The sequence below is a fragment of the Bradyrhizobium sp. 138 genome (genome assembly GCF_023074075.1).
Classification (GTDB): Bacteria; Pseudomonadota; Alphaproteobacteria; order Rhizobiales; family Xanthobacteraceae; genus Bradyrhizobium.
The window spans coordinates 152,046-177,623 of the sequence record NZ_JADPKT010000100.1; the positions used below are offsets into that span (position 1 = coordinate 152,046).

At 64.6% G+C, this 25,578-nt stretch carries 23 protein-coding genes; 15 read left to right on the top strand and 8 right to left on the bottom strand.

All coding sequences use genetic code 11. The annotated features are described in order from the left end of the window. Window positions 1-38: 38 nt before the first annotated feature. From IVA79_RS36330 to IVA79_RS36355, 6 genes are all read left to right on the top strand, one after another. A complete protein-coding gene (locus IVA79_RS36330) occupies window positions 39-854 on the top strand; it encodes a putative hydro-lyase (RefSeq protein ID WP_247562088.1) in 816 nt (271 codons plus the stop codon). A 90-nt stretch (window positions 855-944) separates the two neighbouring features. Beyond that, complete coding sequence (locus IVA79_RS36335; RefSeq protein WP_247562089.1) at window positions 945-2,189, top strand: ABC transporter substrate-binding protein; 1,245 nt, start codon at window positions 945-947, stop codon at window positions 2,187-2,189. A 199-nt stretch (window positions 2,190-2,388) separates the two neighbouring features. Then, on the top strand, window positions 2,389-3,267 hold the full coding sequence (locus IVA79_RS36340; protein WP_256465687.1) for a branched-chain amino acid ABC transporter permease: 879 nt from the start codon (window positions 2,389-2,391) through the stop codon (window positions 3,265-3,267). Continuing rightward, window positions 3,267-4,250, top strand: coding sequence for a branched-chain amino acid ABC transporter permease (locus tag IVA79_RS36345; RefSeq protein ID WP_247562090.1), 984 nt, complete (start codon window positions 3,267-3,269; stop codon window positions 4,248-4,250). The genes IVA79_RS36340 and IVA79_RS36345 overlap by 1 nt, the downstream gene beginning before the upstream one ends. After that, window positions 4,247-4,978, top strand: a complete 732-nt coding sequence (locus IVA79_RS36350) for an ABC transporter ATP-binding protein (protein ID WP_247562091.1) — start codon at window positions 4,247-4,249, stop codon at window positions 4,976-4,978. The genes IVA79_RS36345 and IVA79_RS36350 overlap by 4 nt, the downstream gene beginning before the upstream one ends. Then, window positions 4,962-5,666 carry an ABC transporter ATP-binding protein gene (locus tag IVA79_RS36355; protein ID WP_247562092.1) on the top strand — a complete coding sequence of 235 codons (705 nt, stop codon included), beginning with the start codon at window positions 4,962-4,964 and terminating at the stop codon, window positions 5,664-5,666. Before IVA79_RS36350 ends, IVA79_RS36355 begins: the two co-directional genes overlap by 17 nt. Before the next feature lie 465 nt (window positions 5,667-6,131). On the opposite strand, the gene IVA79_RS36360 is transcribed toward IVA79_RS36355, so the two are convergent. Further along, window positions 6,132-6,815: an aldolase gene (locus tag IVA79_RS36360; RefSeq protein WP_247562094.1), complete on the bottom strand. Its 684-nt coding sequence runs from the start codon at window positions 6,813-6,815 to the stop codon at window positions 6,132-6,134. On the opposite strand from IVA79_RS36360, the gene ltnD reads away from it, so the two are divergent. From ltnD to IVA79_RS36380, 4 genes are all read left to right on the top strand, one after another. Beyond that, window positions 6,814-7,839 carry an L-threonate dehydrogenase gene (gene ltnD, locus IVA79_RS36365; protein WP_256465689.1) on the top strand — a complete coding sequence of 342 codons (1,026 nt, stop codon included), beginning with the start codon at window positions 6,814-6,816 and terminating at the stop codon, window positions 7,837-7,839. The genes IVA79_RS36360 and ltnD overlap by 2 nt on opposite strands. A 16-nt stretch (window positions 7,840-7,855) precedes the next feature. Further along, complete coding sequence (gene otnI / locus IVA79_RS36370; RefSeq protein WP_247562096.1) at window positions 7,856-8,638, top strand: 2-oxo-tetronate isomerase; 783 nt, start codon at window positions 7,856-7,858, stop codon at window positions 8,636-8,638. Next, window positions 8,635-9,924, top strand: coding sequence for a 3-oxo-tetronate kinase (gene otnK / locus IVA79_RS36375; protein WP_247562097.1), 1,290 nt, complete (start codon window positions 8,635-8,637; stop codon window positions 9,922-9,924). Before otnI ends, otnK begins: the two co-directional genes overlap by 4 nt. 171 nt (window positions 9,925-10,095) lie before the next feature. Beyond that, window positions 10,096-11,787, top strand: coding sequence for a methyl-accepting chemotaxis protein (locus tag IVA79_RS36380; RefSeq protein WP_247562098.1), 1,692 nt, complete (start codon window positions 10,096-10,098; stop codon window positions 11,785-11,787). Window positions 11,788-12,036: 249 nt separating this feature from the next. Here the strand turns inward: IVA79_RS36380 and IVA79_RS36385 are convergent, their stop codons facing one another. Further along, on the bottom strand, window positions 12,037-13,545 hold the full coding sequence (locus IVA79_RS36385) for an acetyl-CoA acetyltransferase (RefSeq protein WP_247562099.1): 1,509 nt from the start codon (window positions 13,543-13,545) through the stop codon (window positions 12,037-12,039). Between the two features lie 183 nt (window positions 13,546-13,728). Continuing rightward, a complete protein-coding gene (locus IVA79_RS36390) occupies window positions 13,729-14,862 on the bottom strand; it encodes a nitronate monooxygenase (protein ID WP_247562100.1) in 1,134 nt (377 codons plus the stop codon). A gap of 272 nt (window positions 14,863-15,134) precedes the next feature. Between IVA79_RS36390 and yghU the strand changes: the two genes are divergently transcribed. Then, the gene (yghU, locus tag IVA79_RS36395; protein WP_247562101.1) at window positions 15,135-16,010 is read left to right on the top strand and encodes a glutathione-dependent disulfide-bond oxidoreductase; all 876 of its coding nucleotides are present in this window, start codon (window positions 15,135-15,137) and stop codon (window positions 16,008-16,010) included. 201 nt (window positions 16,011-16,211) lie between these two features. Here the strand turns inward: yghU and IVA79_RS36400 are convergent, their stop codons facing one another. From IVA79_RS36400 to IVA79_RS36410, 3 genes are all read right to left on the bottom strand, one after another. Further along, complete coding sequence (locus tag IVA79_RS36400; RefSeq protein ID WP_247562102.1) at window positions 16,212-17,489, bottom strand: acyl-CoA dehydrogenase family protein; 1,278 nt, start codon at window positions 17,487-17,489, stop codon at window positions 16,212-16,214. 293 nt (window positions 17,490-17,782) lie between these two features. Next, window positions 17,783-18,163 carry a VOC family protein gene (locus tag IVA79_RS36405; RefSeq protein WP_247562103.1) on the bottom strand — a complete coding sequence of 127 codons (381 nt, stop codon included), beginning with the start codon at window positions 18,161-18,163 and terminating at the stop codon, window positions 17,783-17,785. 130 nt (window positions 18,164-18,293) lie between these two features. Then, the gene (locus IVA79_RS36410) at window positions 18,294-19,073 is read right to left on the bottom strand and encodes an SDR family oxidoreductase (RefSeq protein WP_247562104.1); all 780 of its coding nucleotides are present in this window, start codon (window positions 19,071-19,073) and stop codon (window positions 18,294-18,296) included. A gap of 188 nt (window positions 19,074-19,261) precedes the next feature. Here IVA79_RS36410 and IVA79_RS36415 point away from each other — a divergent pair, with 188 nt between their 5' ends. From IVA79_RS36415 to IVA79_RS36425, 3 genes are read left to right on the top strand one after another with little or no spacing between them, the layout of a single operon-like run. Continuing rightward, the gene (locus tag IVA79_RS36415) at window positions 19,262-20,050 is read left to right on the top strand and encodes an enoyl-CoA hydratase/isomerase (RefSeq protein WP_247562105.1); all 789 of its coding nucleotides are present in this window, start codon (window positions 19,262-19,264) and stop codon (window positions 20,048-20,050) included. Beyond that, complete coding sequence (locus IVA79_RS36420) at window positions 20,047-21,033, top strand: phosphotransferase family protein (protein WP_247562106.1); 987 nt, start codon at window positions 20,047-20,049, stop codon at window positions 21,031-21,033. Before IVA79_RS36415 ends, IVA79_RS36420 begins: the two co-directional genes overlap by 4 nt. A 3-nt stretch (window positions 21,034-21,036) precedes the next feature. After that, on the top strand, window positions 21,037-21,414 hold the full coding sequence (locus tag IVA79_RS36425; protein WP_247562107.1) for a DUF6285 domain-containing protein: 378 nt from the start codon (window positions 21,037-21,039) through the stop codon (window positions 21,412-21,414). Between the two features lie 110 nt (window positions 21,415-21,524). Here the strand turns inward: IVA79_RS36425 and IVA79_RS36430 are convergent, their stop codons facing one another. After that, the gene (locus tag IVA79_RS36430) at window positions 21,525-22,304 is read right to left on the bottom strand and encodes an enoyl-CoA hydratase-related protein (protein WP_247562108.1); all 780 of its coding nucleotides are present in this window, start codon (window positions 22,302-22,304) and stop codon (window positions 21,525-21,527) included. A gap of 213 nt (window positions 22,305-22,517) precedes the next feature. On the opposite strand from IVA79_RS36430, the gene IVA79_RS36435 reads away from it, so the two are divergent. Next, window positions 22,518-23,792, top strand: coding sequence for an acyl-CoA dehydrogenase family protein (locus IVA79_RS36435; RefSeq protein WP_247562109.1), 1,275 nt, complete (start codon window positions 22,518-22,520; stop codon window positions 23,790-23,792). A gap of 118 nt (window positions 23,793-23,910) precedes the next feature. Here IVA79_RS36435 and IVA79_RS36440 read toward each other — a convergent pair whose 3' ends face one another. Further along, window positions 23,911-25,488 (bottom strand): fatty acid--CoA ligase, encoded by a 1,578-nt coding sequence (locus tag IVA79_RS36440; RefSeq protein ID WP_247562110.1) that lies wholly within the window; start codon window positions 25,486-25,488, stop codon window positions 23,911-23,913. Window positions 25,489-25,578: the final 90 nt, after the last annotated feature.

Consider the following 25,578-nt stretch of genomic DNA (forward strand, 5'->3'; position numbering starts at 1 on the left):
TGGCTTGTCCTTGTCGAGTTTATAGGCAGGTCGATCACATGACTGTTTTGGTGGCAGCGCAGCAAACTGAAACGCCCGACGTCCTTCCGAGCCGCAAGGCCCGGCTCGCCTATCGCGAGGGGCTGGTCGCCTCCACCGCCGGCGCCGCCCCCGGTTTCGTCCAGGGCAATCTGGCGATCCTGCCCGCGGAATATGCCGGCGCCTTTCACCGCTTCTGCCAGCTCAATCCAAAGCCATGCCCGATCATCGGCATGTCCGATGTTGGCAGCCCGCATATCCCCTCGCTCGGCGCCGATCTCGACATCCGCACCGACGTGCCGCGCTACCGCGTCTGGCGCGACGGCGAGGTCGTGGACGAGCCGACCGACGTGAAGAAGTACTGGCGCGACGATCTCGTCACCTTCGTGCTCGGTTGCTCCTTCTCGTTCGAGGAGGCGCTGCTCGACGAGGGCATGCCGATCCGCCATATCGAGCAGAACGTGCGTGTGCCGATGTATCGCACCAACATCGCCTGCGGCGAGGCCAGGCCGTTCGTCGGTCCCATGGTCGTGTCGATGCGCCCGTTCAAGCCCGCTGACGCGATCCGCGCGGTGCAGATCACCTCGCGCTATCCGGCCGTGCACGGTGCGCCCGTGCATCTCGGACATCCGCATCTGATCGGCATCAAGGATATCGCCAAGCCTGATTACGGCGATCCGGTGCCCGTTGCCGACGACGAGATCCCGGTGTTCTGGGCTTGTGGCGTGACGCCGCAATCAGTCATCAACGCCGCCAGGCTGCCGTTCGCCATCACGCATTCGCCGGGCCTGATGCTGGTGACGGATCTCAAGAACAGGACCATGGCCGTGATTTAAGTAGGCAGCGATTGCTGCTTCTTCGAGCTTTACCGCATCCGTCAATCGCTTCATTCGATCAGCCGAAATTCAGATATAGGGGACTCTGCCATGACAATCACTCGCCGCGACGTGTTGTTAGGTGCCACCGCCACCGCTGCGCTGGTGCCGCTCGCTGCACGCGCACAGACGTCGGAAGTCGTGATCGGCGTGATCTATCCGTTCTCCGGCGGCAGCGCGCAGCAGGGCGTCGACGCGCAGAAGGCCTATGAGACCGCGCTCGAGGTCATCAACAAGGACACTGATTTCGACCTGCCGCTCGCCAAGGGCGAAGGCCTGCCGGGTCTTGGTGGTGCGAAGATCCGCCTCGTGTTCGCCGATCACCAGGCCGATCCGCAGAAGGGCCGCGCCGAGGCCGAGCGCCTGATCACGCAGGAGAAGGTCTGCGCCATCATCGGCACCTATCAGAGCGCGGTCGCCGTCACCGTCAGCCAGATCTGCGAGCGCTATCAGGTCCCGTTCGTTTCCGCCGACAATTCCTCGCCGAGCCTGCATCGCCGCGGTCTGAAATATTACTTCCGCGCCGCGCCGCATGACGAGATGTACTCGGCCGCGATGTTCGACTTCTTCGATGCCATGAAGAAGAAGGGCACCAAGATCGAGACGCTGTCGCTGTTCCACGAGGACACCATCTTCGGCACCGATTCCGGCAACGCCCAGGCCAAGATCGCCGGCGAACGCGCCTACAAGATCGTCACCGACATCAAGTACCGCGCCAACTCGCCCTCGCTCTCGGCCGAGGTGCAGCAGCTCAAGTCTGCGAACGCCGACGTGCTGATGCCCTCGAGCTACACCACCGACGGCATCCTGCTGGTCAAGACCATGGCCGAGCTCGGCTACAAGCCCAACGCGATCGTGGCGCAGGACGCCGGCTTCTCCGAGAAGGCGCTCTATGATGCCGTCGGCGACAAGCTCGAAGGCGTGATCTCGCGCGGTACCTTCTCGCTCGACCTCGCACAGAAGCGCCCGATGGTCGGCAAGATCAACGAGATGTTCAAGACGCGCTCTGGCAAGGATTTCAACGACCTCACCTCGCGCCAGTTCATGGGCCTGATCATCCTCGCCGACGCCATCAGCCGCGCCAAGTCGACCGACGGCGAGAAGATCCGCGATGCGCTTGCCGCGACCGACATCCCGGGCGAGCAGACCATCATGCCCTGGAAGCGCGTCAAGTTCGACGAGATGGGCCAGAACAACGACGCCGACCCGGTGCTGCTGCAATATGTCGGCGGCAAGTTCGTCACCATCTTCCCGCCGCAGGCCGCGATCGCCGAGGCGATCTGGCCGATGAAGTAAGCACTACGGGGGCGGGGCCAGGCGTTGTGGGAAGCAGGCAGCTCCCACACCGTCATTGCGAGGAGCCCGCGACAAATTGCGAAGCAATTTGCGCTGGCGACGAAGCAATCCAGACTGCTTCCTTGGAGACATTTCTGGATTGCTTCGCTTCGCTCGCAATGACGGAGCAAATGATGACGCTTCGAACGGGGGACGACTTTTGACAGCCCAAGCCATTATCCAGAGTCTCGCAAGCGGCCTGCTCATGGGCCTGCTCTACGGACTGATCGCGGTCGGCCTCGCGCTGATCTTCGGCCTGATGGACGTCACGAACTTCGCCCATGGCGAGTTCCTGATGATCGCGATGTATCTGTCCTTCTTCCTGTTCGCGTTCTTCGCCATCGACCCCTTGCTGTCGGCGCCGCTGGTCGCCGCGGCACTGTTCGTGTTCGGAGCGGTGATCTATCTCTTGATTGTACGCTTCGCCATGCGGGCCAAGGCCAATGCCGGCATGGTGCAGATCTTCACGACCTTTGGCCTTGCCATCGTCATGCGCGGCCTCGCGCAGTTCTTCTTCACGCCGGACTATCGCAGCATTCCGCAATCCTGGCTCGGCGGTAAAACCATCTCGATCGCCGGCATCTTCCTACCGGAGCCGCAGCTGGTTGGCGCGCTGGTGTCGATCGCGGCCTTTGCCGGTCTCTACGTCTTCATCCACCGCACCGATTTCGGCCGCGCAATCGAAGCCACGCGCGAAGATCCCGGCGCGGTCGCGCTGGTCGGCATCGACAAGAACCGCGTGTTCGCATTCGGCTGGGGCCTTGGCGCCGCGCTGGTCGGCCTCGCCGGCGCGATCATGGCGAGCTTTTTCTACATCTATCCCGACGTCGGCGCGTCCTTTGCCCTGATCGCCTACGTCACCGTGGCGCTCGGCGGCTTCGGCAGCGTGTTCGGCGCCTTCGCCGGCGGCATCATCGTCGGCCTCGTCGAAGCCACCACCGCCCTGGTGTTGCCGCCCTCGCTGAAATCGGTCGGCATCTACGCGGTCTATCTGCTGGTCGTCTTCATCCGGCCGCGCGGCCTGTTCGGATCGATCTGATGGACAAGGATTTTGCAGCGCGGCGCCGCCGCGATCTCATCATCGCCGCGGTGCTTGCCGCGATCGCCGCGCTCACGCCATTGTTCGTGAAGGATGTCGTCGTCCAGAACATCCTGATCCTGACGCTGATGTATGCGGGACTGTCGCAGAGCTGGAACATCCTGTCCGGCTATTGCGGGCAGATCTCGCTCGGGCACGCGCTGTATTTCGGCCTGGGTGCCTACACCACCGAGCTGCTGTTCACCAAGTTCGGCGTGCTGCCCTGGTTCGGCATGCTAGCGGGCGGCGTGGTGTCGGCGCTGATCGCGATGGGGCTCGGTTATCCCTTCTTTCGCCTGCGTGGCCACTACTTCGTGATTGCCACCATCGTCATCGCCGAGATCGGGTTGCTGCTGTTCCACAACTGGGAATGGGCCGGCGCGGCGATGGGCATCACCATTCCGATCCGCGGCGACAGTTGGCTGAAATTCCAGTTCCTGCGCACCAAGCTGCCCTATTTCTATTTCGCGCTGGCGCTGTGCTGCCTCGCCTGGTTCGTCACCTGGTGGCTGGAAAATTCCAAATGGGGATTCTGGTGGCGCGCGGTGAAGGACAATCCGGACGCGGCGGAGAGCCTCGGCGTGGATGTGTTCAATTCCAAGATGGGCGCGGCCGCCGTCTCCGCCTTCCTGGTTGCCGTCGGCGGCAGCTTCTATGCGCAGTTCGTGTCCTACATCGACCCTGAGAGCGTCATGGGCTTCCAATTCTCGCTGCTGATGGCGCTGCCCGCCGTGCTCGGCGGCATCGGCACCCTGTGGGGGCCGGTGCTTGGGGCCGCCATTCTGATCCCGCTGACCGAGCTGACGCGCTTCAAGTTGGGCGGCTCCGGCCGCGGTGTCGACCTCATTGTCTACGGCACGCTGATCGTCCTGATCTCGCTGGCCTTGCCGCGAGGACTGCTCAGCCTGTTTTCACGCCCGAAGAAGACGGGGGCTGCCCGATGACCGCGCTTCTCGAAACCCGTGGCGTCTGGCAACGCTTCGGCGGCCTCGTCGCCAACAGCGACGTCTCGATCTCGGTCGGCCGCGGCGAGATCGTCGGCCTGATCGGCCCCAATGGCGCCGGAAAGTCGACGCTGTTCAATCTGATCGCCGGCGTGCTGCCGCCGACGCAAGGCTCGATCCTATTCGACGGCGAGGACGTCACCCGCATGCCGGCGGCCGAGCGCTGCCAGCGCGGGATCGGGCGCACCTTCCAGGTGGTCAAGAGTTTCGAGACCATGACTGTGATCGACAACGTCATCGTCGGCGCCCTCGTGCGCAACACCGTGATGCGCGAGGCGCGCCGCAAGGCGCATGAGGTGCTGGAGTTCACCGGCCTTGCCGCGCGCGCCGACGTGCTGGCGAGTGACCTCGTGCCGGCCGAGAAGCGCCGCCTCGAAGTCGCCCGTGCGCTCGCGACCGAGCCGAAGCTGTTGCTGCTCGACGAAGTCCTCACCGGCCTGACGCCGACCGAGGCACAGACCGGTGTCGCGCTGGTGCGCAAGGTGCGCGATGCCGGCATCACGGTGCTGATGGTCGAGCATGTCATGGAGATCGTGATGCCGCTGGTCGACCGCGCCATCGTGCTCGACCTCGGCAAGGTCCTGGTCGAGGGCAAGCCCGCCGACGTCGTCCGCGATCCCAAGGTGATCAGCGCATATCTGGGAGATCGCCATGCTCAGCGTGCGTGAAGTCACGACGGCCTATCAGGGGCTGGTCGCGATCTCCGCGGTCTCGATCGAGGTCCAGAAGGGCGAGATCGTCTGCGTCGCCGGCGCCAACGGCGCGGGCAAGTCGACGCTGCTCAAATCCATCGCCGGTGCCGAGCGCCCGCGTTCGGGTAGCGTGACGTTCGACGGCAAGCGCCTCGACGGCATGGCGCAGCACCACATCACCGCCACCGGCATCGCCTATGTCCCGGAGAACCGCCGGCTGTTTCCGCGCCTGTCGGTGCGCGACAATCTTCGCCTCGGCAGCTATCTCTATCGCGGCGAGGCGGACCGCGAAGGGCCGCTCGATCTCGTCTTCCAGCTGTTTCCGCGCCTGTCGGAACGTCTGGAGCAACGCGCCGAAACCCTCTCAGGCGGCGAGCAGCAGATGCTCGCGATCGGCCGCGCGCTGATGACGCGCCCGCGGCTGCTGATGTTGGACGAGCCGTCGCAGGGCATCATGCCAAAGCTGGTCGATGAGATCTTCCAGGCGGTGAAGCGCATCCGCGACGCCGGCATGACCGTCCTGATCGTCGAGCAGCGCATGGCCGAGTGCCTGGAGATCGCCGACCGCGCCTACATCCTGCAAACCGGCCGCGTGCTGATGCAAGGCGCAGCGAGCGAGATCAAGGGCAATCCGGACGTGCGCAAGGCGTATCTGGGGCTGTAGCGGCAGAGAAGCTTCGTAGGGTGGGCAAAGCGAAGCGTGCCCACGCCTTCCAAAGACGTGGGCACGGCGCTGGCGCGCCTTTGCCCACCCTACGGCATTGTCGCTACAGTCGTCGCCACATCCTCCGTCATTGCTCCGCTCGCAATGACGATTTGGCTATGTCCGTGCCACGGAAACGCGAAAAGCGCACCACGCCGGGAAGTCTCCTGCAAACTCAAAGAAGTCGTCGAAATACGTCAGACCGAGATCGGACAAGCGTCGGACGATAGCGTCGAGCGCCTCTCTGCCGAAATGGGGCCCGAAGGACGCTATTTCGTCGTTGCTATCGTATGGGGAAGAGACCCCGATCGCTGCAAGCAAGTTTTCCAAAGCGAGCCCTCGCTCGGTCAACGAGGCAAGACGGACGACTAAGCCGTACTCGCTGGTAACTCGGACATATTCTACCTTCTGCGACATCGTGAGCTTCTACTCGTGCCCATGTTCCGGCAACGTCACCCCGAATACCTTCACCAGATCCTGCACCTGCTCCGGTGACAGATACCGCGGATTCATCCCCCGCAGCAGCAGGTACAGCTTCGCCGTCTCCTCCAGCTCCTCCGTCGCGAACACCGCCGCTTCCAGCGTGTCGCCGGCGACGACAGGGCCGTGATTGGCGAGGAGCACCGATGAATATTTCCCCGCCAGTCCCTTGATCGCGTCCGCGACGGCGGGATCGCCGGGGCGGTAATAGGGCACGAGTGCTGTGGCGCCGCATTTCATCAAATAATAGGCCGTCATCGCCGGCAGCGCGGCGCGCGGGTCGATTTCGGGCAGCATCGACAGCGCGACCGAATGGGTGGAATGCAGATGCACGATCGCCTTCGCGCTGCCGCGCGTGTCGTAGAGCGCATTGTGCAGCGGAACTTCCTTGGTCGGCGCATCGCCCGAGACCAGCCGACCCTGATCGTCCAGCCGCGACAGCTTTGCCGGATCGAGGAAGCCGAGCGAGGCGTTGGTCGGCGTCACCAGCCAGCCGCCGCCGTCCAGCTTGACGCTGATATTGCCGGAGGAGCCCGGCGTCAGCCCGCGCTCGAACAGCGAGCGTCCGAAGCGGCAGATATCCTCGCGCAGCCTTGTCTCGTTGCTGTTCTCAGTCTTTATGGCCGTCATGCCCGCTTGTCTCACGCTTTGGCAGCGCGGCCAAGCCGTGATATCGGTTCGCCGAGCCGCCGCAAAGGCTGGCCGTCCGGGAAACGTTCGCAAGGATCAGTTGCATATGTCCGCCTCCACGTCACAAAATCAGCACATCGCCGTCGTCGGCCTCGGCTCGATGGGATACGGCATGGCGACCTCGCTGAAGCGCGCCGGCCATGCCGTGACCGGCTGCGACGTTTCGGCCGATGCCGTCTCGCGTTTCGTGAAGGATGGCGGCGCGGGCGCCAAGACGCCGGCTGAGGCGGCCAAGGAGGCCGACATCGTCGTCAGCGTCGTCGTCAATGCGGCGCAGACCGAGGCGATCCTGTTCGGCAAGGACGGCGCCGCCGAGACCATGCCGAAGGACAGCGTCTTCATATCCTCGGCGACCATGGATCCCGACGTGGCGCGGCGCCTTGCCAAGCAGCTCGAGGCAACGGGCCGGCATTATCTGGATGCGCCGATCTCCGGCGGCGCGCAGCGCGCCGCGCAGGGCGAGCTGACGATCCTGGCCTCCGGCAGTCCCGCCGCGTTTGCCAAGGCCCGGCCCGCGCTCGATGCCATGGCCGCCAAGCTCTACGAGCTCGGCGATGCCGCAGGGCAGGGCGCTGCGTTCAAGATGATCAATCAGTTGCTCGCCGGCGTGCACATCGCCGCCGCCAGCGAAGCGATGGCGTTCGCGGCCAAGCAGGGTCTCGACATCCGCAAGGTCTATGAGGTGATCACGGCCTCCGCCGGCAATTCCTGGATGTTCGAGAACCGCATGCCGCACGTGCTCGACGGCGATTATACCCCGCGCAGCGCAGTCGAGATTTTCGTGAAGGATCTCGGCATCATCCAGGACATGGCGCGCAGTGCTCGATTCCCCGTGCCGGTCTCCGCCGCCGCGCTCCAGATGTTCCTGATGACATCAGCCGCCGGCATGAGCCGCGATGACGATGCGTCGGTGGCGCGGATGTATGCGCAGGTCACCGGCGTCAAGCTGCCCGGCGACAAGTAAGTAAGGGGATTTTTCGATGCCGCGTTTTGCCGCCAATCTCACGATGATGTTCACCGAGGTGCCGTTCCTCGATCGCTTCGATGCCGCTGCGCAAGCCGGCTTCACCGCGGTCGAGTTTCTCTTTCCCTACGATCATCCGGCCGAGGCGGTCGGCGAGCGCCTCAAGCGCAACGGCCTGACCCAGGCGCTGTTCAACCTGCCGCCGGGCGACTGGAATGCCGGCGAGAAGGGTTTTGCGGCGCTGCCGGCGCGGTTCAATGATCTGAAGGCAAGCCTGGAGACGGCGCTGCCCTATGCCAAGGCGACCGGCGTCAAGCGCCTGCACTTGATGGCCGGCATCGCCAACCGCGGCGAGCGCGTCGCGATCGAGGCGTTCTACAAATCGGTGGCATGGGCCGCCGAATTCTTCGGCCCCCATGGCATCGACATCGTGATCGAGCCGATCAATGCGCGCAACGTGCCCGGCTACTTCCTCAACGATTTCGGTTTCGCACGCGACCTGATCCAGGAGTTGAGGCTTGCGAACCTGAAGCTCCAGTTCGACATCTATCATTGCGGGATCATTCACGGCGACGTCACCATGCGCCTGCGCGAGATGATGCCGATCATCGGCCACGTCCAGATCGCCAGCATCCCCTCACGCAACGAGCCCGACGGCGAGGAGCTGAACTATCCGTTCCTGTTCGAAGAGCTCGACCGCCTGGGCTATGCCGGCTTCGTCGGCTGCGAATACAATCCGCGCGGCAAGACCACGGACGGCCTCGCCTGGTTCAAGCCTTACGCTGGAGTGAAGCCGTGACCCTCGCAGCGAAAATTTCTCTTGGCTGCATCGCCGACGACTACACCGGCGCCTCCGATCTCGCCAACACGCTGACGCGTGCGGGCCTGCGCACCGTGCAGACCATCGGCGTGCCCTCGGACGATCTGGCGCTGCCCGAGGTCGATGCCGTCGTGGTGTCGCTGAAGAGCCGCTCGATCGAGGCCAGCCTTGCCGTGTCGCGCTCGCGCGCGGCGGACAAATGGCTGCGCGGCCGCGGCGCGGGCCATGTGCTGTTCAAGATCTGCTCGACATTCGATTCCACCGACGCTGGCAATATCGGCCCGGTGATGGACGCGCTGCGCGCCGACTGCGGCGAAGCTGCCGTTCTGGTGACGCCGGCGTTCCCGGAGACCGGTCGCACCGTCTATCAGGGCAACCTCTTCGTCGGTGCCGTGCCGCTCAACGAAAGTCCGCTGAAGGACCATCCGCTCAACCCGATGCATGATTCCAATCTGGTGCGCGTGCTGGCGCGCCAGAGCAGGACGCGGATCGGCCTCGTCGACCTCGCCACCGTCGCACGCGGCGCGGATGCCGTGCGGGTGCGGCTGGCCGAGCTCGCGGGCAAGGGCATCGGCGCCGCCATCATCGACGCCGTGTTCGACCGGGACCTCGAGACCATCGGCCTCGTCGCCGCCGAACATCGCTTGTCGGTCGGTGCCTCCGGCATCGGCCTCGGGCTTGCGCGTGCGCTGGTGTCGACCGGCAAGGTCAAATCGGCTGCTGCGAGTAGCGATGCAGGTGCGGCGGTCAGCGGACCGGCGGCCTGCCTTGCCGGAAGCTGTTCGCAGGCGACGCTTCAGCAGATCGCCAATGCCGAACGTGTCATGCCGGTGTTACATCTCGATCCGGAGCAGATTGTCTCAGGCGGAAGCGAAGCGCAGCGCGCGCTCGCCTGGGCCCGGCCGCGTCTGGCGGATGGTCCTGTTCTGATCGCCTCGAGCGCGACACCGGAAGCCGTTGCCGCCGTTCAGGCACGCCACGGCCGCGATGCGGCCGGGCACGCCATCGAGCAGGCCATGGCCGACATCGCCGAAGGCCTGGTGCAGGCCGGCGTCCGGCGCCTGATCGTTGCCGGCGGTGAAACGTCGGGCGCCGTGGTCGACCGGTTGAAGATCCCCGGATTTCTCGTAGGAGTGGAAATCGCGGCGGGCGTCCCGGTGTTGCGCGCGGTCGGCGCGAAGGCGGGCGAGATGTTGCTTGCGCTGAAGTCGGGAAATTTCGGCGGAGCGGCGTTTTTCACGGATGCGCTTGGGCTCATGCGCTGAACGCGGGGCATTCTTAGCCGCCTGTTCATTTGTTTCGGGCTTCCGTACTCGTACGGAGTCGTAGTTAACATCTGCGCAGGTGCCCTGGTGTTGGATGTCGATGCTGCTCCCTTTGGTTGATTCGTAAAACTTCAGGGCGCGCCGCCGCGCCAACGCAAAGAGACCCCGATTATGTTTGCCAAGCTTTCGATCCGCGCCAAGATCATCAGTGTCGTGGCGTTCCTGCTGGTCGCGATGACCGGCATGGGCCTGCTCGCCGTCGTGAAGATGCGGTCGATGAATGCCAACACCGTCGACATCACCACCAACTGGATGCCGAGCGTGCGGGTGATCGGGGATCTGCGCGCCAGCGTCATCACCTACCGTAACGTGGTGCGCCAGCACATGCTGGCCCCGACGCTGGAGGACAAGCTCGCGTCGGAGAAGACCGCCGCCACCGTGATCGAGGCACTCGCCAAGGTGCGTACCAAGTACGAACCGATGATCACCTCTGCGGAAGAGCGGGCGCTCTACAGCCAATGGTCCAAGCTCTGGGAGGACTACAAGAAGGGCACCGAGGAGGTCATGGCGCTGTCGCGCAAGGAAGCCGGCAAGGTGCCGCAGGAGGCGCAGGAGCTCAACAGCAAGACGGTCAACAAGATCGGGCTTCAGGCCGATGAGGTGCTGAACAAGGACATCGAGCTCAACACCAAGGGCGGCGAGCAGGCCGCGCTGGATGCCGCCGACAGCTACGCCTACGCCTTCATGCTGGTGTCGATCATTCTCGGCGTCGCGGTCGTGGTCGGCATTGGTCTCAGCTTCTATCTCGTCCGCGACGTCTCGAACGGCATCAATTCCATCACCGAGCCGATGCAGGCGCTGGGCAAGGGCGACCTTTCCGCCGAAGTCCCGCATCGCGGCGAGAAGACGGAGATCGGCGCCATGGCCGACGTGCTCCAGATCTTCAAGGAGGCGTTGATCGCCAAGAAGGCCGCCGACGAAGCCGCCGCGGCCGATGCCGAAGCCAAAATCGAGCGCGGCCGCCGCGTCGACAACATCACCCGCGAATTCGAAACCATGATCGGCGAGATCGTCCAGACCGTGTCGTCGGCTTCGACCCAGCTGGAGGCCTCCGCCTCGACGCTGACGTCGACGGCCGACCGCTCCCAGCGGCTGGCGACCACCGTTGCAGGGGCTTCGGAAGAAGCCTCGACCAACGTGCAGTCGGTGGCCTCGGCGACCGAGGAGATGGCCTCGTCGGTCGGCGAGATCAGCCGTCAGGTGCAGGAATCGGCGCGGATGGCGGGCGATGCCGTCGGCCAGGCGCGCGCTACTACCGAACGAGTCAGCGAGCTGTCCAAGGCCGCATCCCGCATCGGCGACGTCGTCGAGCTGATCAACACCATCGCCGGCCAGACCAACCTGCTTGCGTTGAACGCGACCATCGAAGCCGCTCGTGCCGGTGAAGCCGGCCGCGGCTTCGCCGTGGTCGCCTCCGAGGTCAAGGCGCTCGCCGAGCAGACCGCGAAGGCGACCGGCGAGATCGGCCAGCAGATCTCCGGCATCCAGGCGGCGACCAACGATTCGGTGGGCGCCATCAAGGAGATCTCCTCGACCATCGAGCGTCTCTCGGAGATCTCGTCGGCGATCGCAGCGGCCGTGGAAGAGCAGGGCGCGGCGACGCAGGAGATCGCCCGCAACGTGCAGCAGGCCGCGCACGGCACGCAGCAGGTCTCCTCCAACATCACCGACGTGCAACGCGGCGCGACCGAGACCGGCACGGCCTCTTCGCAGGTGCTGTCGGCGGCGCAAATGCTGTCGAACGACTCGGGCCGGCTGAAGAACGAGGTCAGCAAATTCCTGACCAATGTGCGCGCGGCCTGAGGTCCGTAGGGTGGGTTGGCCGAAGGCGTAACCCACCACGTCCGTCGCCGCGGGGGCAAAAGAGGTGGGTTACGCTTGCGCTAACCCACCCTACGAACACGTGCCCCGGACGCCGGTCTCGTAGGGTGGGCAAAGGCGCTCTTGCGCCGTGCCCACCAATCTTTCCGGATGAGACGGATATCGTGGGCACGCTTCCGCCGTCGCTCTTCGAGCTATGGCGGACAAGTCGCTTTGCCCACCCTAAGAGAGCTACGCCACCCGCCACTCCGGAGTACCATCGGCTGCCATGGTGATCTCACCAATTGAGCCGATTGGCGTCTTATCCATATTCAAGAGATGCGCCAACGTCACGCTATCGCTTGCCGGGATCCGCGCCAACGTGCGCCGGTCATCTTCAGTCCGCAACATCACCACGCCGTGCTCGACATCGCCGCCGCGGCCATAGAGCACCGTGAAGCTCTCCACTTTGCTCTTGCCCGAGGCCTCGCTAGCGAATTCCGGCACCGCGCGCTTGTTGCGGTCGGCCGCGCTTTGCACGCTGGTCTCCTGCGCCAGCGCCTCGCGCGGCGCCGCCTTCGACACCACCAGCGCGTGGTGCTTGGTGACGAAACCGCCCTGGCCGTAGAGCAGGCCGAGCTTTGCGCCGTCGCGCACACGGCGCACCATCGCGCAGGCCGCATGCGTCATGTAGGTGTTGAGCGGCGCGCCGAAGAAGGTGAGGCCGCCGGTCACCGTCGGCTGCACGTCAGCGCCAAGACCGAGCGTCCGCCGCGCCATCTTGGGTACGCAGGGAAAACAGCTGTAGAGCTCGATCGCGTCGAACCTCTTGCCGTCGCCGCCGGCGAGATCCATCACAGCCTTAAGCACCGCATTCTGCGGATGGCTCTCGTAAAACTGGTCGCGCAAGAGATAATCGCGCGGTTCTTCCGCCGAGGCGCCGCCGAGCGGATAGACCAATTTGTCTTCCGCGATGCCGGCCGCGCGCGCCTTGGTGAGGCTGGTCAGCAGCAGCGCGCCGCCCATGTTGACGCTGGGATTGGCGACCATCAGCTTGTTGTAGGGCCATGCGATCAGGCGGTTGTCCGCGGTCGACGTCGTGATCTCCTCGGGCGCATAGCGCCGCTTCAGCCAGGCATGGGGATTTTGTGCGGCGGCTTCCGAATAGCGCGACCACAGCGTGCCGGATTCCGCCATCGCCTCGCGCGGCGTCTGGCCCCAATGCGCCGAGGAGGCCGCCTCGTAGAACGGATAAACGGTGACGGGGCGGAATACGCCGAGCTTGACCGCCAGCGGCTTCTGGAACGCCGCGCCGCGCTTGGGCTCCTCGACGTCGTGCGCGAACGGCGTCCATGGCAGTTTTGCCCCGGTGCGTTCGGCCTTGGTCGCAGTCGACTGCGCCTCGGCGCCGCAGACTGCCGCCACGGTGCATTCGCCACGCGCGATGCGCTTTGCCGCTTCGTGGATGTAGCGGATCGGACTCTCGCCGCCGACCGGGCCGTAATAGCAATGTGCGGGCGTGATGCCGAGGCGCTTTGCCAGCAACTGCTCCGGATCGCGATAGCGCCAGCTCAGGAAGTTGACGACGTCGAGCGACTGCACCGAGCCGAGCAGCTTTGCGCCGGCATCAGCCTCCGCGCGCCGCAGCGCCTGCTCCAGCAGATCGAGCGGCTCGAGGCCTTCGGTGATCTCCTTCGGACGGTCGACGATCTCGCCGATGCCGACGATGACGGGGATGCGGTCTTCTGGGGTATTGGCCATTTCTTGCTTTACACTTTGGATCTTAGGCACGCCGTCGCCCTTCGAGGCCTTCGCTACGCTACGGCACCTCAGGATGACGGCTACGGGGAAAGCGTCATCCTGAGGTGCGAGGTCGGCGGCGCAACGCGCCGTCGGGCGAGCCTCGAAGGATGGGCCGCGAACACCACGCCGGAAACACACCACCTACTCCGCCACCAGCGCATTCATGTGCTCGACGGCCTCCGCAAAATCTTCCTTGAACTCCTGCACCACGGCGCCGGCCGACTTCACGCTGTCGATCAGGCCGACGCCCTGACCGACGAAATAGCTGACGAGATCGCGCGCCTTGGCGTTGCCGCTCGCGGCGGCACGGTCGATCGCGTTGAAGGCATCGCGGCTGATGATGCTCTGCAGCGGCATCGGCAGCGCGCCCGGGCTGTCCGGCGCACGGTCCCAGGCATCGGTCCAGACCGAGCGGAGCTGCCGCGCCGGCTTGCCGGTGCGGCCCTTGGAGCGGACTGCATCGCGCGAGGAGGCCGCGATCATCTTCTCGCGGAAGATCTCGCTGGTCTCGGACTCGACGGTGGCCAGCCACACCGATCCGGTCCAGGCGCCGGCTGCGCCCATGACCATGCAGGCCGCCATCTGCCGTCCGGTCATGATGCCGCCGGCCGCCAGCACTGGCACGTCGCGGATTTTCTCGATCGCCTTGATCACCTCGGGCACCAGCACCATGGTCGAGACCTCGCCGCAATGGCCGCCGGCTTCGGTGCCTTGCACCACGAGGATGTCGATCCCGGCCGCGACTTGGCGCAGCGCGTGCTCCTTGGCGCCGACGAGGGCGGCGACCGGCACGCCGTGTGTCTTGCCCATCTCGATCATCGCCTTCGGCGGCACGCCCAGCGCATTGGCGATCAGCCGGATCGGATGGTTGAAGGAGACCTCGAGCAGCTCCAGCGCGGTCTTTCCGTCGAACGGCTGCGGCTGATCGGCTGCGACCTCCGTGCTCGTCAGCTCGATGTCGTAATTCCTCAGGAGATCACGTGTGTAGGTGCGGTGCTCCTGCGGCACGCGCGTTTCCAGGCTCTTCCAGGTGACGTCCTTTTCGCCGGCGGTGGAGATGTTCTCGGGGATCAGCACGTCGATGCCGTAGGGTTTTCCGTCGACGTGCTCGTCGATCCATGTCAGCTCGCGTTCGAGGGTATCGGGCGTGTGCACGGTCGCACCCAACACACCGAAGCCGCCGGCGCGGCTGACGGCGGCGACGACGTCGCGGCAATGGCTGAAGGCCAGCAGCGGGAACTCGATGCCCAGCATGTCGCAGATCGGCGATTTCATGGCTCTCTCCCGGCGGCTTTCGCGTTGCTGTTGTTGTCGTGGCGAAGCATAGCGACGCGAGCCGATCGATGACATGCCGGATTCGGCGGGGCATCTTGTGTGTAGGCGTCACGCGCATCCGCAGGCCGCGGCGTCCGCGCCAAGAATGACGGGGAGGGGCTTGCCATGACAAAACGTGAGGTTGCCTCGCCCGACAATGCATTGCGGTGCCCTTGTTATTGGCCATTCCCGGGTTAATTAATGCAGACGCATCTTTCCGCCGGAGCCCCCGCATGACTGACACCCCCGCCTACGTGCCGCCCAAAGTCTGGACCTGGAACAAGGAGAACGGCGGGCAGTTCGCCAGCATCAACCGCCCCATCGCCGGCCCCACCCACGACAAGGAGCTGCCGGTCGGCAAGCACCCGCTCCAGCTCTATTCGCTGGCGACGCCGAACGGGGTGAAGGTCACGGTGATGCTGGAGGAGCTGCTGGCGCTCGGCCACAAGGGCGCCGAATACGACGCCTGGCTGATCAGGATCGGTAATGGCGATCAGTTCGGCAGCGGCTTCGTCGACATCAATCCGAACTCCAAGATTCCCGCGCTGCTGGATCGTTCCGGTCCGGAGCCAATCCGCGTGTTCGAGTCGGGCTCGATCCTGTTCTACCTCGCCGAGAAGTTCGGCGCCTTCCTGCCGAAGGAAATCAAGACCCGCACCGAGGCGATGTCCTGGCTGTTCTGGCAGATGGGCAGCGCGCCCTATCTCGGCGGCGGCTTCGGCCACTTCTACGCCTACGCGCCGACCAAGATCGAATACGCCATCGATCGCTTCGCGATGGAGACCAAGCGCCAGCTCGACGTGCTCGACCGGCGCCTTGCCGACAACGAATATCTCGCGGGTCATGAATATACGATTGCCGACATGGCGGTGTGGCCCTGGTACGGCGCGCTATCCAAGGGGCTGGTCTATGGCGCCGGCGAATTCCTTTCGGTGCAGGACTACAAGAACGTGCAGCGCTGGACCGATCAGATCGCCAAGCGTCCGGCGGTGAAGCGCGGCCGCATGGTCAACCGCGTCTCCGGCGATCCCGCCAGCCAGCTCCACGAGCGGCACGACGCATCCGATTTCGAGACCAAGACCCAGGACAAGCTCGCGCCCGCGACGTAAATGCGTAGGGCGGATTAGCCGAAGGCGTAATCCGCCATTCTCCGTGCCGCAGGCGTTCGGCGGATTACGCTTCGCTAATCCGCCCTACGATCTTCGTAGGGTGGGCAAAGCGAAAGCGTGCCCACCATTTCTTGCGAGGCCGCGATGGTGGGCACGGCGCGCGAAGAGCGCGCCTTTGCCCACCCTACGGCATCTCGTGGATCACGCCATGCTCAGCTCGTGGCGGCCGACCACCATCCAGTGTACCTCGTCCGGACCGTCGGCAAAGCGCAAATGGCGGACGTCCTGGTACATCTCGGCGAGCGGGGTCCAGTGCGAGATGCCGGTGGCGCCGTGCATCTGGATCGCCTGATCGATGATCTTGCAGGCACGCTCCGGCACCATGGCCTTGACCATGGAGACCCAGACGCGGGCCTCCTTGTTGCCGAGCACGTCCATCGCCTTGGCCGCCTTCAGCACCATCAGCCGCATCGCTTCGATCTCGCAGCGCGCCTGCGCGATGATCTGCATGTTGCCGCCGAGATGCGCGATCTTCTTGCCGAAGGCCTCGCGGGTGAGACCCCGCTGCACCATCAGATCGAGCGCCTTCTCGGCCTTGCCGATCGTGCGCATGCAGTGATGGATGCGGCCCGGGCCAAGGCGGAGCTGCGAGATCTCGAAGCCGCGGCCTTCACCTAACAGCATGTTCTCCTTCGGGACCCGCACATTGTTGAAGCGCATGTGCATGTGGCCGCGCGGGGCGTGGTCCTGGCCGAATACATACATGGGCCCGAGCACCTCGACGCCGGGCGTGTCGCGCGGCACCAGAATCTGCGACTGCTGCTTGCTCGGCGCCGCGTCCGGATTGGTCTTCACCATCACGATCAGGATCTTGCAGCGGGGATCGCCGAGACCTGAGATGTAATACTTCTCGCCGTTGATCACCCACTCGTCGCCGACGAGCTTTGCCGTGGTCGAGATGTTCTTGGCGTCGGAGGAGGCGACGTTCGGCTCGGTCATGACATAGGCCGAGCGGATCTCGCCGTTGAGCAGCGGCTTCAGCCACTTCTCCTTCTGCTCCTTGGTGCCGACCCGCTCCAGCACCTCCATGTTGCCGGTGTCCGGCGCCGAGCAGTTCATGGTCTCGGACGCCAGCGGGCTCTTGCCGAGCTCGGATGCGATATAGGCGTAGTCGAGATTCTTCAGGCCCTGGCCGGTCTCGTCGTCCGGCAGGAAGAAATTCCAGAGGCCTTCCTGCTTGGCCTTGTTCTTGGCCTTCTCCAGCACCTCGAGCTGCTTCGGCGTGAAGCTCCAGCGATCTTCCTTGGTCTCGCCGGCCTTGGCAAACTCGATCGACATCGGCTCGACGGTGTCGCGGATGAATTTCTTGACGTGATCATAGAGCGGCCGGACCTGGTCCGACATGCGCAGGTCGTTGAGCTCGTCGCCGGGATTGAGGGTGTAGTTGGTGGTGCGGGGAATGTAGATGTGTTTTGTCATTGTTCCTCCCGGGACGCTGAGATCGTTCTGGGGCAAGAATAGTCGCAGCGCAGCCAAAGTGCGAGCGCGCATTTTTTACGCTGAGCCGTGCCATGCGATGGAATTTCGCGAAGGCGTTTGAAATGTTGTTTGAATGGGGTGTAGGGAGGCGGCAGGCGCGCGCCTCACTCTCCGCTGTCATCGCCCGGCAAAGACCGGGCGATCCAGTATTCCAGAGACCGTCGTGATTGAGCCGAGAAGCCGCGGCGTACTGGATTCCCCGCTTTCGCGGGGAATGACAGCGGTGGATGTGGCTAGTTCGGCATCCGATGCATCGCACAGATCTTGTTGCCATCGAGATCGCGCAAATAGGCGAGATAGAGCTTGCCGCCTGGACCCTGGCGCACGCCGGGCGGATCCTCGATCGATTTTGCGCCGGCTGCGACACCAGCCGCGTGCCAGGCATCGACCTGCTCGGGCGAATTGCAGGCAAAGCCGATCGTGCCGCCGTTAGCGCACGTTGCCGGCTCGCCGTTGATCGGTTTCGACACCGAGAACACGCCGGTCTTGGTGATGTAAAAGATGCGGTGGCCATCGACCCTGGCAGGCCGCACCTCGAGCGTGCTCAGCAGACTGTCGTAGAACGATTTGGCCTTGTCGAGGTCGTTGGTGCCGATCATGACGTGCGAGAACATTTGCCCATTCCCTTCTGCGCTTACAATACGAGGAGCCGTAGGGTGGGCAAAGCGCAGCGTGCCCACCACGACATCGGACATGTTGATGGTGGGCACGCCGCAAGTGCGGCTTTGCCCACCCTACGAAGTCTCAAAACGCGGTATAGCCGCCGTCGATGACGAACGTGTCGGCGGTGTGATACGACGACGCCTTGCTCATCAGATAGACGGCAATGCCGCCGAAATCGCTTGGCTCGCCGAAGCGGCGCTGCGGAATGCGCGGCATCACGTTGGCGACGAACTTGTCGTTCGCCATGAGACCTGATGTCATGTCGCTCTTGATCCAGCCGGGTAGGATCGCGTTGGCGGTGACGCCGTGACGGGCGAGCTCGACGCCGAGCGCTCGCACCAGCGCATTGATCGCGGCCTTGGTCGCGGCATAGTGCTCGTTGCGCGCGGTGCCGAAGATCGAGGCGAGACTCGAGGTCGCCACCAGCCGGCCGAAGGGATCGCCGGCATTGGCGCGATCGGTCATATGGCGCGCGGCGGCTTGGAACGCGTGGAACACGCCGTCGAGATTGGTCGAAAACATCGTGCGCCATTCCTCCTCTGTGCGCTCGATGAAGGAGCGCCGGCCGCCGCCGCCGATGCCGGCATTGGCGAAGCAGCCGTCGACCCGGCCGAACGCATCGAGCGTCGCCTTCATCGCGGCATTGACAGAGGCGGGATCGGTGACGTCGCAGACGCGGGTCTCGACTTTGCCGGCAAGGCTGGCCATGCTCGCGGCAGCAGCCTTGTTCTTGTCAGCATTGCGGCCCCAGATCGAGACATTGCAGCCCTGGGTGGCGAGCGCCTGCGCGATGCCGAGCCCGATGCCGCCATTGCCGCCGGTGATCACGGCCACACGGCCGGAGAGGTCGAAAAGGTTCATGGCGCGTTTCCGTTCTTGGCAAGTTCTTGGCAAGCTTTCCGGCATGCGGCGCATCAGCCGCTGCGCGCAAGATTGCTTGCTATGCTCTGATCACCATGGACAAGACCGCGCCAAAAATCAAATATGCGCCCCGGCAAAAACTAATTCCGGTCTGCGAAACATCGCTAGGACCAACCGACGAGGAAACCATGCAGTTCAAACACGTCACGCTCGATTTCGATGGCGCGGTCGCGATCCTCAAGCTCGACCATCAGGAGGTGATGAACGCGGTCTCCGTGGACATGCTGGGCGGGCTATCCGAAGCGCTCGATGCGATCGAGGAGAAAAAGGACGAGGTGCGCTGCGTGGTGCTGACCGGCGCGGGGCGAGCGTTCTGCACCGGCGCGAATCTGCAAGGCCGCAACAACCAGTCGAAGAAGACCAAGGCCGGCCTGACGCTGGAGACCGGCTTTCATCCCTTCCTGCGCCGCATCCGCAATCTGCACTGCCCCATCGTGACCGCGGTCAACGGGCCGGCCGCCGGCGCGGGCATGAGCTTCGCGCTGCTCGGCGACATGATTTTGTGCGCGCGTTCCTCTTATTTCCTGCAGGCCTTCCGCCGCATCGGTCTCGTGCCGGATTGCGGCTCGACCTGGCTCTTGCCGCGCCTCATCGGCCGGGCGCGCTCGATCGAATTGTCGCTGATGGGCGAGCGGCTGCCGGCCGAGAAGGCGCTGGAATGGGGCCTCGTCAACCGCGTCTACGACGACGGCGTGCTGATGGAAGAGGCGATGAAGCTGGCGCGCGACCTCGCCAGCGGCCCGACGGTCGCGCTGTCGTCGATCCGCAAGCTCTACTGGGACAGCCCGGAAAACTCCTTCGAGGATCAGCTCAACCTCGAATTCCAGTGCCAGCTTCGCGCCGGCGACACCGAAGATTTTCGCGAGGGCGTCGGCGCGTTCCTGGAGAAGCGGCCCGCGCAGTTCAAAGGCAAATGATCGAGGCGGAGCTTTCACGCAGCGTCCAGCGCTGGTGCAAGGGCGCGACCGGCGTCACCGGGGCAGCAAAGCTGTCCGGCGGCGCCAGCCAGGAAACCTGGCGCTTCGACATCGTGCATCCCGATGGGCCGATCGGCGCGATCCTGCGCCGCTCGCCGAAAGGCTATGGCGCGGCGCCAACGCGCGCGGCCGGACTTGCTGCTGAAGCGCAACTGATGCAGCTCGCCTTCGAGGCCGGCGTGCCGTCGCCGCGCGTGATGCATGTGCTGGTGCCCGAGGACGACCTCGGCACCGGCTTCATCATGCAGCGGGTCGAGGGCGAGACGATCGCGCGCAAGATTCTTCGCGATGACGTGTTCGCTGCCGCGCGGCCGCTGTTGGCGCGGCAGATTGGTGGCATTCTGGCTGGCCTGCATCGACTGCCGCAGGACAAGCTGCCCGAGCTGCGCAGCCGCGGCGCCACTCAGGAGATCGCCGAGTTCGAGCGCGACTACCGCAGCCTGAACTGGCCCAAGCCCGTGTTCGAGCTGGCGTTGCGCTGGCTGCGCGATCACGATCCCGGTCCCTCGGCCGAGATCACGCTGGTGCACGGCGATTTCCGCAACGGCAATCTCATCATCGGCGCCGACGGCGTGCGCGCCGTGCTCGACTGGGAGCTCGCCCATCTCGGCGACCCCATGGAGGATCTCGGCTGGGTCTGCGTCAACTCCTGGCGCTTCGGCGAGATCGACAAGCCCGTCGGCGGTTTTGGCTCGCGTGAGGAGCTGTTCGCAGGCTACGAAGCGGCAGGCCGAACGGTCGATCCTGCGCGCGTCAAATTCTGGGAAGTGATGGGCACGTTGCGCTGGGGCATCATGTGCGGCGGCATGATGCAGCGGTTTCGCGAAGGCCCGGACCATTCCATGGAGCGCGCCATGATCGGCCGTCGCGCCAGCGAGACCGAAATCGATCTGTTGCGGCTGTTGGCGCCGCGCGGGAGTTGACACATGCAGGACGAGCCGACCCCGGTCGAGCTGACCAAATCAGTCGCCGACTTCCTCCGCAACGACATCACGCCGCTGATCTCCGGTCACCAGGCCTTCAAGCTGCGCGTCGCCATCAACATCCTCGACCTCGTGACGCGGCAGCTGACGGGGGAGGAGGGGAGTGATGCGAAGGAGGTGGAGCGGCTGCGTGCGCTGCTCGGCATCGACGGCTCGGTCAGCGAACTCAACCGCGCGCTCGCCGAGCGCATCGCCAAGGGCGAGGTTGATCTGGCAACGCCCGGCCTCGCCGAGCATCTGTGGGCGACCACGATGGACAAGCTGGCGGTGGATCAGCCCAATTACGCGTCCTACAAGCGGGAGCTGTCGAGGGACGCGTAGGCCTCTCCACGTCATTGCGAGGAGCCCTTGCGACGAAGCAATCCAGACTATTTCCGCGGAGACAGTCTGGATTGCTTCGCTACGCTCGCAATGACGGCATTGAGACTCTCTTACTTCCCCACCCATTTCGGCGGCCGCTTCTCCGAAAACGCCTTCGGGCCCTCGATATAGTCCTGCGAGGCGACCATGGCCTGCACCGCCGGATAGTCGCGCTGCTCCGCGATCGCCTGTTCCAGCGAGACGCCAAGTCCCTTCTGAATCGCCTGCTTCGAGGCCCGGATCGACATCGGCGAATTCTTGGCGATCATCTCCGCCCAACGCAGCGCAGCCGTCAGTGCCTCGCCCTGCGGCACCACCTCGTTGACGAAGCCGAGCTCTTGACCTTCCTTGGCGCTGACATGGCGTGCCGTGAGGATCATGCCCATGGCGCGCTTGAGGCCGATCTGCCGCGGCAGGCGGTGCAGGCCGCCGGCGAGCGCGGCGAGGCCGACGCGCGGCTCGGGCAGGGCGAAGGTCGCATTCTCCGCGGCGATGATCAGGTCGCAGGCGAGCGCGATCTCGAAGCCGCCGCCCATCGCGACGCCGTTCACCGCGGCGATGATCGGCTTGTCGCAGTCGAATCGCGAGGTGAGGCCGGCAAAGCCGCCCTTGTCCCAGCCGCGCTTGCCGCCTGCCGCCTGCCACTTCAGATCGTTGCCGGCGCAGAACGCCTTGTCGCCGCTGCCGGTGACGATCGCGATCCATTGCTCAGGATCGGCGGAGAAATCGTCAAACACCTTCTGCAGCTCGAAATGCGCATCGGTGTGCAACGCGTTGTAGACCTCGGGGCGCGACAGCGTCACGATCGTGATCGGCCCCTTGCGTTCCACCTTGGAAAATTTCAGCTCCATCGCGCGCTCCCGCATTTTCTCGTGAAGGAATATTGGCGGCATAGTAGCGCGCCTCAGTGCTCGAGCACCATCGAATTGCGCCGGCGCGCCTTGCGTAGCTGGCACGTCTCGCCTTGCTTGACTTGGATGCGCTCTTCTCCGCTTAATCATGCGAAGAAAAAGTGCGCGTAGCGCCTTAACGCAAAACAACAAAATCATTCCGGGAGAGAACCCTTGGATTTCTCACTGCCTGCCGATCTCGTCGCCTATCTCGGAGAGCTCGACCGTTTCATCGAACGCGAGATCAAGCCGCTGGAAGAGGCCGACGACAACATCCGCTTCTTCGATCATCGCCGCGAATGGGCGCGCACCGATTTCGAGAACGGCGGGCTGCCGCGGCACGAATGGGAGGCGCTGCTGCGCAAGGCGAAGGATCTTGCCGATGCCGCCGGGCATCTGCGCTTCCCGGTGCCGAAGCAATATGGCGGCAAGGACGGCTCCAACCTCTGGATGGCCGTGATCCGCGAGCACTTTGCCGCAAAGGGTCTCGGCCTGCACAACGATCTCCAGAACGAGCACTCCATCGTCGGCAACTTCCCCGTCGTCACCATGCTCGATCGCTACGGCCGCGACGACCAGAAGGCGATGATCGACGGCTCGATCAGGGGCAAGTACCGCATCACCTTTGGCCTCACCGAGCCGCATCACGGCTCCGATGCGACCCATATGGAGACGCGCGCGGTGCCCGCTGTCAGAGACAACGTCAAGGGCTGGATCATCAACGGCGAGAAGATGTGGACCACCGGCATGCATGTCGCCACCCATTGCGCGCTGTTCGCCCGCACGAGCGGCAATGACGGCGATGCCCGCGGCATCACCTGCTTCCTGGTCCCGGCCAAGAGCCACGGCGTCAAGGTCGAAGAATACATGTGGACCTTCAACATGCCGACCGACCATCCGCGCGTGAGCTTCACGGACGTGTTCGTGCCCGAGGATGCGCTGTTCGGCGAGGTCGGCCGCGGCCTGTCGCTGGCGCAATGCTTCGTGCACCAGAACCGCATCCGGCAGGCGGCGAGCTCGCTCGGCGCGGCCGTCTACTGCATCAACGAGAGCGTGAAGTACGCGCGCGAGCGAAAACCGTTCGGCAGGGCGCTTGCCGAGAACCAGGCGATCCAGTTCCCGCTGGTCGAGCTCGCCACGCAGGCCGAAATGCTGCGCCTCTTGATCCGCAAGACCGCCTGGGAGATGGACCAGCTCACCGAGGAGCAGATCGAGCGCACGCTCTCCGACCGCGTCTCGATGTGCAATTACTGGGCAAACCGCCTGTGCTGCGAATCCGCCGACCGCGCCATGCAGGTCCATGGCGGCATGGGCTACTCACGCCACAAGCCGTTCGAGCACATCTATCGCCACCACCGCCGCTACCGCATCACCGAAGGCAGTGAGGAGATTCAGATGCGCAAGGTGGCGGGGTTTCTGTTCGGCTATATGGGGCCGGGAAAGCATTGAGGCTCGCACCGCTATCGTAGGGTGGGCAAAGCGGAGCGTGCCCACGATCTTTTGGAATACGGAACGAGATCGTGGGCACGGCGCAAGAGCGCCTTTGCCCACCCTACGGCACCGCGGATCAATTCACCCGTCGGTCCTTCCCGACCCAATACGGCTCCCGCAGCTGCCGCCGCAAAATCTTGCCGCTCGGATTCCTCGGCAGCGCCGGCAAAAACTCCACGCTCTTCGGCGTCTTGTAGCCGGCGATGCGCGTCCGGGTGAAGTTGATGATGTCGGTGGCGCTCGCTTCCTTGCCCGGCTTCATCACCACGACGGCCTTCACCGCCTCGCCCCATTTGTCATCGGGCACGCCGATCACGGCAGCTTCCGCGACATCAGGGTGATCGCACAGCGCGCTCTCGACCTCGGCGGGGTAGATGTTCTCGCCGCCGGAGATGATCATGTCCTTGATGCGGTCGTGGATGTAGAGGTAGCCGTCCTCGTCCATGTAGCCGGCATCACCGGTGCGCAGCCAGCCGTCGCTGCGCAGCGTCGCGGCGGTCGCCTCCGGCAAATTCCAGTAGCCCGCCATGTTGGAGCCCGAGCGCGTCGCGATCTCGCCGACCTGCCGCGGCGGCAGCTTCTTGCCGTTGGCGTCCAGAATCGCGAGTTCGATGCCCGGCAGCGCTTTGCCCGCCGAGCGCATCCGCTCCAGCCCCTCGACGTGGTCCTCCGGCGGCAGCGCGACGATGGTGCCGGTGGTCTCGGTCATCCCGTAGAGCTGCACGAAGCCGCATTTGAAGACTTCGATGCACTCCTTCAGCAGCGCGGCCGGAATCGGCGAGGCGCCGTACAGCATGTATTTCAGCCGCGAGAAATCGACCGTCTTCGCGCGCGGCTGCCGCACCACGAATTGCATCGCCGCCGGCACCATGAACAGCTTTGTGATCCCCGACTGCTCGAAGAAATCCAGCACCTTGGTCGGATCGAACTCGCGGGCGATCACGCCGCGGGCGCCGTGATAGAGCCCGATCACGCCCCAGCCCGAGCCGCCGATATGGAAGACCGGCATGGCCACCAGCGACACATCGTCGGTCGACCACCGGTTCCACTCCGGCTTGTCCTCGGCATTGCCTGACTGCACCAAATTGAGGAAGTTGGCATGCGACAGCATCGCACCCTTCGGCTTGCCCGTGGTGCCGGATGTGTAGAGCTGGATCGCGATGTCGCGGCTAGCGATCGGCACCTTCGGATCGTCGCCGCTCTGCGCGTCGCGCCAGGCCGAAAAATCCTGCCATTCCGGCGCGCCGCCCTCGGTGGTGATGATCGTGCGCAGGCTTGGCAGCTGGGCCTTGATCTGTCGGACTTGTGCGATGAACTCCGGTCCCACAAACAGCACCGGCGCCTTGCAATCTTCCACGATGAACGCAACCTCGGGCCCGGCCAGCCGCCAGTTCACCGGCGCCATCACCACGCCGGCCTTCATGGCGCCCATCAGCAGCTCGAAATAGATATCGCTGTTCTTGCCGAGGTAGGCGATGCGGTCGCCTTTCTTCACGCCCATTGCGAGAAGCTCATTGGCGACCTTGTTGGTTTCGATGTCGAATTGGGCAAAGCTGGTAAGGCGGCCCTCGAACTCATACGCGATGGCATCGCCGCGGCTCTTCGCGCGCTCGCGCACCATCTCGGCGAGAGTTGCCAATGGCTGTGTGGACATGTTTCTCCCGTGGCGTCTTGTTTTTATGCCTGGGAGTGTGGCGTCATCCGCGGGTGAAGACAAGATGGGGAGGGCAGCCGCAGTTTCGTG

What these genes read in the sequence shown, in the direction of transcription:
- IVA79_RS36330 (WP_247562088.1), top strand. Translation starts at nt 39, where the DNA reads ATGACTGTTTTGGTGGCAGCGCAGCAAACTGAAACGCCCGACGTCCTT.
- IVA79_RS36335 (WP_247562089.1), top strand. Translation starts at nt 945, where the DNA reads ATGACAATCACTCGCCGCGACGTGTTGTTAGGTGCCACCGCCACCGCT.
- IVA79_RS36345 (WP_247562090.1), top strand. Translation starts at nt 3,267, where the DNA reads ATGGACAAGGATTTTGCAGCGCGGCGCCGCCGCGATCTCATCATCGCC.
- IVA79_RS36350 (WP_247562091.1), top strand. Translation starts at nt 4,247, where the DNA reads ATGACCGCGCTTCTCGAAACCCGTGGCGTCTGGCAACGCTTCGGCGGC.
- IVA79_RS36355 (WP_247562092.1), top strand. Translation starts at nt 4,962, where the DNA reads ATGCTCAGCGTGCGTGAAGTCACGACGGCCTATCAGGGGCTGGTCGCG.
- ltnD (WP_256465689.1), top strand. Translation starts at nt 6,814, where the DNA reads ATGCCCGCTTGTCTCACGCTTTGGCAGCGCGGCCAAGCCGTGATATCG.
- IVA79_RS36360 (WP_247562094.1), bottom strand. Translation starts at nt 6,815, where the DNA reads ATGACGGCCATAAAGACTGAGAACAGCAACGAGACAAGGCTGCGCGAG.
- otnI (WP_247562096.1), top strand. Translation starts at nt 7,856, where the DNA reads ATGCCGCGTTTTGCCGCCAATCTCACGATGATGTTCACCGAGGTGCCG.
- IVA79_RS36380 (WP_247562098.1), top strand. Translation starts at nt 10,096, where the DNA reads ATGTTTGCCAAGCTTTCGATCCGCGCCAAGATCATCAGTGTCGTGGCG.
- IVA79_RS36385 (WP_247562099.1), bottom strand. Translation starts at nt 13,545, where the DNA reads ATGGCCAATACCCCAGAAGACCGCATCCCCGTCATCGTCGGCATCGGC.
- IVA79_RS36390 (WP_247562100.1), bottom strand. Translation starts at nt 14,862, where the DNA reads ATGAAATCGCCGATCTGCGACATGCTGGGCATCGAGTTCCCGCTGCTG.
- yghU (WP_247562101.1), top strand. Translation starts at nt 15,135, where the DNA reads ATGACTGACACCCCCGCCTACGTGCCGCCCAAAGTCTGGACCTGGAAC.
- IVA79_RS36400 (WP_247562102.1), bottom strand. Translation starts at nt 17,489, where the DNA reads ATGACAAAACACATCTACATTCCCCGCACCACCAACTACACCCTCAAT.
- IVA79_RS36405 (WP_247562103.1), bottom strand. Translation starts at nt 18,163, where the DNA reads ATGTTCTCGCACGTCATGATCGGCACCAACGACCTCGACAAGGCCAAA.
- IVA79_RS36410 (WP_247562104.1), bottom strand. Translation starts at nt 19,073, where the DNA reads ATGAACCTTTTCGACCTCTCCGGCCGTGTGGCCGTGATCACCGGCGGC.
- IVA79_RS36415 (WP_247562105.1), top strand. Translation starts at nt 19,262, where the DNA reads ATGCAGTTCAAACACGTCACGCTCGATTTCGATGGCGCGGTCGCGATC.
- IVA79_RS36420 (WP_247562106.1), top strand. Translation starts at nt 20,047, where the DNA reads ATGATCGAGGCGGAGCTTTCACGCAGCGTCCAGCGCTGGTGCAAGGGC.
- IVA79_RS36425 (WP_247562107.1), top strand. Translation starts at nt 21,037, where the DNA reads ATGCAGGACGAGCCGACCCCGGTCGAGCTGACCAAATCAGTCGCCGAC.
- IVA79_RS36430 (WP_247562108.1), bottom strand. Translation starts at nt 22,304, where the DNA reads ATGGAGCTGAAATTTTCCAAGGTGGAACGCAAGGGGCCGATCACGATC.
- IVA79_RS36440 (WP_247562110.1), bottom strand. Translation starts at nt 25,488, where the DNA reads ATGTCCACACAGCCATTGGCAACTCTCGCCGAGATGGTGCGCGAGCGC.